We start from the raw sequence: 759 nt of genomic DNA, 5'->3' as shown, positions 1-759 counted from the left end.
CGCGTCGGCCGCGGGTGCCGCCAGCGCCGCCAGCGCCGCCGGCGCCACGACACCGGGCCCCGCGACGAACGGCGTGAAGTTCATCGCGCCGCCGTCCGGCGACCTGCAGTACGACACGTTCTACAACGGCATGCAGAACATGATCGGCACGATCCACTGGCGTACCGACGGGCGCACCTACGACCTGTCGGTGTCGATGCCCGTGCCGTTCGTCGGCCCGTTCTCCTATCGCAGCGAAGGCCGCATCGACGCGTTCGGCGTCGCGCCCGACCGTTACGTCGAGAAGCGCGGCAAGCGTCCGGAAGACATCGCGATCTTCAATCGCGAGATCCGGCAGGTCGTGTTCACGCGCACGCCGAACAACGCACCGTTGCCCGACGGCATACAGGACCGCTTCAGCATGCTGATGCAGCTGTCGGGGCTCGTGCGCGGCAATCCGTCTGCGTACAGGCCGGGCGTCACGCAGCAGTTCTTCGTGATCGACAACAACAGCGGCGAGACCTGGCCGATCACCGTGATCGGCGACGAGCAGGTGCAGACGCAGGCCGGCATCATCGGCGCGCGGCACTTCATGCGCCTGCCGCGGCGCGACGGCGACACGCGCCGCATCGACATGTGGCTCGCACCGTCGCTCGGCTGGCTGCCCGCGCGGCTCGTGCAGACCGAACCGAACGGCGCGCAGATCGAACTGTTGTGGCACGGCCCGCTCGCGGCGCCGGGCGCGCCGTCCGACGAGACACCGGCAGGCGGCGCCACGCC

1 protein-coding gene is annotated in these 759 nt (G+C 70.0%); it reads left to right on the top strand.

The genetic code is table 11. The annotated features are described in order from the left end of the window. Positions 1 to 759: DUF3108 domain-containing protein (locus L810_RS43380; protein ID WP_042978486.1), on the top strand; the 759-nt coding region annotated here is incomplete at both ends.

The organism is Burkholderia sp. AU4i (genome assembly GCF_000466765.1).
Taxonomy (GTDB): Bacteria; Pseudomonadota; Gammaproteobacteria; order Burkholderiales; family Burkholderiaceae; genus Burkholderia; species Burkholderia cepacia.
This window is presented reverse-complemented; position numbering and strand designations above follow the sequence as displayed.